Origin of the sequence: Kitasatospora sp. MY 5-36 (assembly GCF_001182915.1) — a bacterium.
Lineage (GTDB): Bacteria > Actinomycetota > Actinomycetes > Streptomycetales > Streptomycetaceae > Kitasatospora.
Genome location: NZ_LFVW01000581.1, coordinates 1 through 7,326, shown reverse-complemented (window position 1 = coordinate 7,326; position 7,326 = coordinate 1). Strand labels below are relative to the sequence as shown.

The following is a 7,326-nucleotide window of genomic DNA, read 5'->3' as shown; positions in this document are numbered from 1 at the left end:
CCGCCCCGGTGAGCAGGACGGCGGCCAGCGTCGCCGAGGCCCCGCGCCGGCGCAGGACCCCCGGCCGGGTGAGCAGCAGGACGGCCGCGACCGCGGCGACGCCCGCCGCGGTGAGGACGAGGGCCGCGTACCCCGGCTCCAGACGCAGGAGTGCCGCCGTGACCGCCCAGGCCGAGACGGCGGGCAGCAGCAGCCGGAAGTCGGCGCCCGGAGAACGGGACGCAACGGCCGGACCGACCGGCGTGGTGGCGACGGACATGGCGGCACCTCCCTTCGAAGGCCGGGCATGCGGGCGGGGGAAGCGGACAAGGGGAACGGGCAGGGACCGCGGCAGGACAGGGCGTCAGAGGGTGAGCAGCGGACGGAGCTCCGCGTACGTACGGGCGCCGATGCCGCTGACCTGCCGGAGTTGGTCGAGGGAGCGGAAGGAGCCGTGCGAGGTGCGGTAGGCGAGGATGCGCTGGGCGAGGGTGGGGCCGACACCGGGAAGGCTGTCGAGCTGTTCGAGCGTCGCGCGGTTGAGGCTGACGGGCGGCCGGGGCACGGTGAGGCCCGGAGGGCCGCTCCCGCTTCCGACCGCCGGGCCGGGGGCGGGCGCCTGCTCGCCGACCAGGATCTGCTCACCGTCCGTCAGGATGCGGGCCAGGTTGAGGTTCCTGGTGTCCGTCTCCGGCAGCGGACCGCCCGCCGCCCGCAGGGCGTCGGCTACCCGGGAGCCGCCGGGCAGGGTGTGCAGGCCCGGGAGGTGGACCCGGCCGCCGATGTCCACCACGACAGCCGGCCCGGTGCCGGACACGGCCTCGGCACCGGCGCCGGGCCCGGCCCTGGAAGGAGCGGAGTCGTCGGGGACGGACGGCTCCGCCCCCGACGGTGCCGCGACCGCCGCGAGCGCGGGTACGGCGACCGCCTCCGGCCGGGCCAGCCAGAAGTGCTGCACGGCGTAACCGACCGCGAACAGCAGCAGGATGGCCAATCCGGCCACCGCGCGCCGATCGAGTGCCAGCACCGAGGCGAACGAGGGGATTGAGGAGGATGCGGAGAACCGCGAACGCGCCCCGGCCTCCGGCGGCCCCATGTCGGCGTCGCCCGGATCCGACGCAACACCCGCATCCGGCGGGACCGGCGTCGCATCCGACAGCACCGACACCGGCATCGCAACCGGCGACGGCGGCGGGGCCGGGCCCGAGGAGCCCCCTCCGACACCGCCCTCCGGCTCGTCGTCCATCGGCAGCAGCGCGGCCATCCGCAGCCGCACCGTCTCGTTGATCGCATGGCGCTTCGCCGCGCCCAGGCCCATGGTCGTCATGCCGAGGACGGTAGGAGTCCTCCGGCGAACGTGCGGAAATTAGCGAAACCCTGTGGATAACCCGGGGGTTGTGGATAAAAAGCGTCACTCACAAGAGTGGGTAGGACCGCCTGAGGTTGACCGAGCGGCCAGCGAACCACCCAACGAACCACCCAACGGACCGCCACCCCCTCAGCGCGGCGCGACCACCACTGCCAGCAGCCCCGGCCCGACGTGCGCCCCGATCACCGCCCCCACCTCGCCCACGTACAGCTCCCGCAGCCCCGGCACCCGGGCCCGCAGCCGCTCCGCGAGCGGTTCGGCCCGCTCCTCGGCCGCCAGGTGGTGCACGGTGATGTCGACGTCCAGCTCCCCCGACCGCTCGACCGCGATCTCCTCCAGCCGCGCGATCGCCCGCGACGCCGTCCGCACCTTCTCCAGCGGCTCGATCCGCCCGCCGTCCAGGTGCAGCAGCGGTTTGACCGCCAGGGCCGACCCGAGCAGCGCCCGCGCCGCCCCGATCCGTCCGCCCCGGCGCAGGTGTTCCAGGGTGTCGACGTAGAAGAACCCGCTGGTCCCGGCCGCCCGCCGGCCGGCCGCCTCGGCCGCCTCGGCCAAGCCCTGCCCGGCCGCGATCGCCTCGGCCGCCGCCAGCACCCCGTACCCGAGCGCCATCCCGACCAGTCGGCTGTCCACCACCCGCACCGGTACGGGCGCCTCGGCGGCGGCCAGCCGGGCGGCCTCGACGGTGCCGGACAGTTCGCCGGAGATGTGCACCGAGACGATGCCCTTCGCCCCGGCCTCGGCGGCCGCCCGGTAGGCGGCGGCGAAGGTCTCCGGGTTCGGCCGGGAGGTGGTCACCCGCTGCTTGCCGCGCAGCGCCTCGGCGACGTCCTTCGGGGAGATCTCGACGCCCTCGCTCAGCACCGAGTCGCCGACCGCGACGCTCAGCGGGACCACCGTGATCCCGTACCGGTCGAGGGCGTCCTGCGGCAGATAGGCCGTGGAATCGGTGACAAGTGCGAGGTCGGAGGGCATGAGCCGGAGGTTACCCCCCGTCGCTCCGGGAGGACAGCGCCCGGTCCGGGCCCCCTCGGGAGGCCCCGTGACGCGCGACCGGCTCAGCCCGCCCAGGGTCCCGTGACGCCCGACCGGCTCAGCCCGCCGAGGGCCCCGTCGAGGGCTTGCGCAGCCGCTGCGCCAGCTTGGCCAGCGGATCGGCGAGCCCGAGCAGCTCCTCCGCGCTCGGCCGCCCCTTCCCGTCGGTCAGCCCGGCCCGAGCCGCACCCCCGGACCGCGCCGCACCCCCGGTCGCCCCCGCGGAACCACCAGAGCCCGCAGCAGCACCACCGACCCCCGCGGACCCACCGGCCCCCGAAGCTCCACCCGCCCCCGCGGAACCGGCAGCCCCCGAAGCATCCCCCGCGACATCCCAGTGCCGCAGCGCCCCCGCCTCGCTCTCGCACTCCTGGCTCAGCCGGCTCAGCTCGTCGTCCGCGAACCGGTGCATCCGGTCCTGCGCCGCCCAGCGCATGGTCTCCGCCGAGTGCGTGATCCGCTCCGCCCGCTCGCGCAGCTCCGGCAGTTTGGCGGCGATCCGCGCGGTGTCCGGCTCGCGCTCCAGCATCCGCAGCTCGCCGTCGAGTTCGGCGGCGTGCGTGTCGAGCCGGTCGAGCAGGGCGAGCGACTCCCCGAGCTGGGAGTCCTGCGCGAGGCCGCCCTCCAGTACCTGCCGGGTGCCGTCGAGCGAGGTCCGCAGGCCCAGCCGGACGGTGGCGATCTGCGCGGGCGGGCCGACCCTGGTGTACGTCTTCGCCTTGAGGGTGGCGGTCTCCACGGCGCGCCGGGCGTTGGCCTCGTGCTTCTCGATCTTCGCGCCGACGGCCTTGGCGGCCTTGACCGTGCCGATCACGGCCAGGACCATCGCCGCGACCCCGAAGAGCAGGACCAGCCCGATCATCACGCCGAACACGTCCATCGCGCGCCACCTTCCGCCGTCGTTCCGGCCCCCACCGGGCCCAACGCGGGCCGCATTGCCGAGGGTTCCACGGTAGCCGCCGGAACCCGCCCGGGGGCAGCCGAGAGGGCCCCGGCGGACGGAGATCAGGGTCAGATCCGGGATCTCCCCGAGGGCCCCCGACCACCCTGGAAGCCCCCCGCAAGCGCCCCGCAAGACGCCCAGCCGGCACCGAACCCGAAAACGCCGACTCCCGAAAGCACCGGATCCCGAGAACGCCGACCCCCCGAAAGCACCGAACCCCGAAAGACCCCGAAAACGCCGGACGGGCGCCCCGAAGGACGCCCGCCCGACCGCTCCCGCGACCGCTCCCGCGATCACCCCGCGGTCACTTCCGCACCAAGAACACTCAGCCGGTGACGATGTTCACCAGCTTCGGCGCCCGCGCGATCACCTTCCGCACCTCGGCCCCGCCGATCGCCGCGACGACGGCCGGCTCCGCCAGCGCCAGCGCCTCCAGCTCGGCGTCCGAGATGCCCGGCGCGACCTCCAGCCGCGCCTTGACCTTGCCCTTGATCTGGACCACGCAGGTCACCGTCTCGTCCACCACGTACGCCGGGTCGGCGACCGGGTAGTCGGTGTGCGCCAGCGACTCGCCGTGGCCCAGTCGGCGCCACAGCTCCTCGGCGACGTGCGGGGCCAGCGGCGCGACCATCAGCACCAGCTGCTCGGCCACCGCCCGCGGCGTGGAGCCGCGCTTGACCAGGTAGTTGTTCAGCTCGATGGCCTTGGCGACGGCCGTGTTGAAGCGCAGCCCGGCCATGTCCCCGCGGATGCCGTCGATGGCCTTGTGCAGGGCGCGCAGCGTCGCCTCGTCCGGCTCCTCCTCGGTGACGACCAGTTCGCCGGTGGTCTCCGAGACGACGTTGCGCCACAGGCGCTGCAGGAAGCGGTACGAGCCGACGACGGCGCGGGTGTCCCACGGGCGGGAGACGTCCAGCGGGCCCATCGACATCTCGTACAGGCGCAGCGTGTCGGCGCCGTACTCGTCGGCGATGTCGTCCGGCGCGACGGCGTTCTTCAGGGACTTGCCCATCTTCCCGGCCTCGCGCTTGACCGGCTCGCCGTCCCAGAAGTACTGGCCGTCGCGCTCCTCGACCTCGGCGGCGGGCACCGGGAAGCCGCGCTCGTCGCGGTAGACGTCGGCGGTGATCATGCCCTGGTTGAACAGCTTGTGGAACGGCTCGACGGACGAGACGTGGCCCAGGTCGTGCAGCACCTTGTGCCAGAAGCGCGCGTACAGCAGGTGCAGCACGGCGTGCTCGGCGCCGCCGACGTACAGGTCGGCGCCGCCGGCGGGCTTGGTCTCCGTCGGGCCCAGCCAGTACTTCTCGTTGGCCGGGTCGACGACCGCCTCGGAGTTGGACGGGTCGACGTAGCGCAGCTCGTACCAGCAGGAGCCGGCCCAGTTGGGCATGGTGTTGGTCTCGCGGCGGTACTTCCTGACGCCGTCGCCCAGGTCCAGTTCGACGTTGACCCAGGCCTCGTTGCGCGACAGCGGGGTCTCCGGAGAGGAGGCGGCGTCGTACGCGTCGTAGGTGCGCGGCGAGTAGTCGTCGACCTCGGGGACCTCGACCGGCAGCATCGACTCGGGCAGCGCGTGCATCACGCCGTCCTCGTCGTAGACGATCGGGAAGGGCTCGCCCCAGTACCGCTGGCGGCTGAACAGCCAGTCGCGCAGGCGGTAGTTGACGGTGCCCTCGCCGATGCCGCGCTCGGCCAGCCAGGCGGTGACGGCGGCCTTGGCCTCGACGACGCTCAGCCCGTCCAGGGACAGCGACACGTCGCCCTCGGTGCGGGCGGAGTTGACGATGACGGAGTCGTAGGTGTCGAACGCGTCGTCCCACTCGGCCGGGTCCTGGCCCCGCCCGTCGGTGGGCTCGACGACGCAGCGCATCGGCAGCGCGAAGGCGCGGGCGAAGGCGAAGTCGCGGTGGTCGTGGGCGGGGACGGCCATGATGGCGCCGGTGCCGTAGCCCATCAGCACGTAGTCGGCGATGAACACCGGGACGGACTCGCCGCTGACCGGGTTGACGGCGTGGGCGCCGGTGAAGACACCGGTCTTGACCTTGGCCTCGACCTGCCGCTCGACGTCCGACTTGGCGGCGGCCGTGGCGCGGTAGGCGGCGACGGCCTCGGCGGGGGTCGCGGCGCCGCCGGTCCACTCGGCGGGCACGCCCTCGGGCCAGACGGCGGGGACGATCGAGTCGACCAGGGCGTGCTCGGGGGCCAGCACCATGTAGGTGGCGCCGAACAGGGTGTCGGGCCGGGTGGTGAAGACGGTGATCTTCTGGTCGCCGGGGGCCGCGAAGTCGACCCGGGCGCCCTCGGAGCGCCCGATCCAGTTGCGCTGCTGCAGCTTGATGGCCTCGGGCCAGTCCAGCAGGTCCAGGTCCTCGATCAGCCGGTCCGAGTACGCGGTGATGCGCATCATCCACTGGCGCAGGTTGGACTTGAACACCGGGAAGTTGCCGCGCTCGGAGCGGCCGTCCGCGGTGACCTCCTCGTTGGCCAGGACGGTGCCCAGGCCCGGGCACCAGTTGACCGGCACCTCCTTGGCGTAGGCCAGGCGGTACTCGCCCAGCACCTCGTCGCGCTCGGCGACGGTCAGCCCGGCCCAGGCGCGCCCGTCCGGCAGCTCACGCGCGCCGGACTCGAAGTCGGCGACCAGCTCGGCGATCGGGCGGGCCTTGCGGGCGTCCGCGTCGTACCAGGAGTTGAAGATCTGCAGGAAGATCCACTGGGTCCAGCGGTAGTAGTCCGGGTCGATCGTGGAGATCGAGCGGCGCGGGTCGTGGCCCAGGCCCAGCCGGCGCAGCTGCTGGCGCATGTTGGCGATGTTGGCCTCGGTGGAGACCCGCGGGTGGGTGCCGGTCTGCACCGCGTACTGCTCGGCGGGCAGGCCGAAGGCGTCGTAGCCCAGCGTGTGCAGCACGTTGTGGCCGGTCATCCGCTGGTAGCGGGCGAAGACGTCGGTGGCGATGTAGCCCAGCGGGTGGCCGACGTGCAGGCCCGCGCCCGAGGGGTACGGGAACATGTCCATGATGAAGCTGTGCGGCTTCGCGGCGACGTCGCCGGCCGCCGGGTCGGCCAGCGCACCGGTGGGGTTGGGGGCGTGGAAGGTGCCCTCCTTCTCCCAGATGTCCTGCCAGCGGGACTCGATCTCGGCCGCCAGCGCAGCGCTGTACCGGAACGGCTCGGTCGCGGTCTCGGCCGCGCCGGACGCAGGGGTCGTCTCGCTCATGGTCCTTCAAGCTCCATCGGTGTCGGTTGGCGAACCGCGCGGGCGGCCGGCCCGTGGACCCGGCCCGGGACGGGATCGGGGGGCGGAAAACAAAAAATCCCCTCGCAGGAGGGGACGCCACGCCGACTCCGGCACCGCCCGAAGGCTCAGCCGGTCCTGGTCAGCGCGGCCGGCTAAGGAGCAGGCGCACGGTTCGCATGGGCTCAGGGTACCGCAAGCGGGTCGACGGGCTGCGGGGTATACCGCCGGGACGGCGGCACGGAGCCGCCCAGGGCCGCACGGAGCTCCGCAGGACCACGCGGAGCCGCACAAGCCCCGCAGAGCCACGCAGGACCGCAGGAGGCCGTACAGCACCGACCCGGCCCCGCCCTACCGCGCCGCCACCCGCCCCGCCGCGTCGAACTCCCGCAGCGCCTTCGCCACCCGCTCGGACTGCATCCCCGCCGCGAGCGAGCGCGCCAGCGAGGCGGTGCGGGCCGCCTCCCGCTGGTCGCCGAGCCGGCGGTGGGCCTCGGCGAGGCGCACCATCAGCAGCGTCTTGGTGCGGGCCCGTCCCGGTCCGAGACCGGCCACCGCCTCGGCGAGCAGCACCTTGGCGAGCCGGTGCTGGCCGAGCGCCAGCCGCCCCTCCCCCACCATCCCGGAGAGGGCGGCCCGGACCTCCTCGGTGCCGGGCAGGCCGTCCAGTTCGGCGAAGGCCCGGGCGGCGGCGGCCTCGGCCCGTTCGGCCTCGCCCCGGCGGCCGTACGCGCCGGCGAGCCGGCCGTACTGGCGGGCCCG

The 7,326-nt window shown here is 74.0% G+C and carries 5 protein-coding genes and 1 pseudogene; all 6 read right to left on the bottom strand.

The genetic code is table 11. From position 1 onward, the window contains the following. A partial coding sequence (locus AE652_RS30700; protein WP_049657408.1) for a hypothetical protein occupies positions 1–259 on the bottom strand: 259 nt, incomplete at its 3' end. Positions 260–343: 84 nt separating this feature from the next. Then, positions 344–1,306, bottom strand: coding sequence for a helix-hairpin-helix domain-containing protein (locus tag AE652_RS30695; RefSeq protein WP_234348597.1), 963 nt, complete (start codon positions 1,304–1,306; stop codon positions 344–346). A 171-nt stretch (positions 1,307–1,477) separates the two neighbouring features. Further along, a complete protein-coding gene (locus AE652_RS30690) occupies positions 1,478–2,323 on the bottom strand; it encodes a DegV family protein (RefSeq protein WP_049657405.1) in 846 nt (281 codons plus the stop codon). Between the two features lie 118 nt (positions 2,324–2,441). Then, positions 2,442–3,263: a hypothetical protein gene (locus AE652_RS30685; protein ID WP_049657402.1), complete on the bottom strand. Its 822-nt coding sequence runs from the start codon at positions 3,261–3,263 to the stop codon at positions 2,442–2,444. Between the two features lie 388 nt (positions 3,264–3,651). Continuing rightward, on the bottom strand, positions 3,652–6,546 hold the full coding sequence (leuS, locus tag AE652_RS30680; RefSeq protein WP_049657401.1) for a leucine--tRNA ligase: 2,895 nt from the start codon (positions 6,544–6,546) through the stop codon (positions 3,652–3,654). A 369-nt stretch (positions 6,547–6,915) separates the two neighbouring features. Then, positions 6,916–7,326, bottom strand: a pseudogene (locus AE652_RS30675) (hypothetical protein); the annotation flags it as partial.